The sequence below is a fragment of the Paenibacillus tyrphae genome, from assembly GCF_027925525.1.
Classification (GTDB): Bacteria; Bacillota; Bacilli; order Paenibacillales; family NBRC-103111; genus Paenibacillus_G; species Paenibacillus_G tyrfis_B.
In genome coordinates, this window is sequence record NZ_BSDJ01000086.1 from 1 (window position 1) to 820 (window position 820).

1 protein-coding gene is annotated in these 820 nt (G+C 46.0%); it reads left to right on the forward strand.

Going from position 1 to position 820, the window contains the following annotated elements; translation table 11 throughout:
• A partial coding sequence (locus tag QMG93_RS34950; RefSeq protein WP_281944509.1) for a hypothetical protein occupies positions 1–820 on the forward strand: 820 nt, incomplete at both ends.

Genomic DNA, 820 nt, shown 5'->3' on the forward strand with positions numbered 1-820 from the left:
CTCCAATGCTATCCCTGTCGTTGGCGGTAAATCTTATGAAGTGCGAGCCATGATGAAGTATACACTTCAAGACGGCGGAACGGCTGGAATGCATATCATACAACTGGATGCTAACGGCAAAGAAGTAGGGTACGATGCGCAGTCTTATAACAATGGCGGCTGGAAATGGCATAATCACTCCCAAGTCTTCGTTGCAAAACCTAATGCAAAATCGGTTCTCATCCGGTTTGCTGTCGGTGGAGAGGATTCAGCCTATATGGATCTGGATACCGTATCGTTTAAAGAAATCAATATAAACGGCAGCTTTGAAATAGATGAAAACGGGAACAACTTACCGGATTTTTGGGAAGTAAACTGGCGCAATGGAACAAGCAGCGAGCCATTCGCTAGACTGGCTCCCTATGACCCGGTAGATGGGGTAAACGTATACCGATTATTCAATGGTAAGGGTGATCGTGAGTCCTATCAATACGTACTTTCCAATGCTATCCCTGTTGTTGGCGGGAAATCTTATGAAGTACGAGCCATGATGAAGTATACACTCCAGGGCGGCGGAACGGCTGGAATGCATATCATACAACTGGATGCTAACGGCAAAGAAGTAGGGTACGATGCGCAGTCCTACAACAATGGCGGCTGGAAATGGCATAATCACTCCCAAGTCTTCGTTGCAAAACCTAATGCCAAGTCGGTTCTCATCCGGTTTGCTGTCGGTGGAGAGGATTCGGCGTATATGGATCTGGATACCGTATCGTTTAAAGAAATCGATATAAACAGCAGCTTTGAAAAAGACGAAAATGGGAACAACTTGCCGGATTTC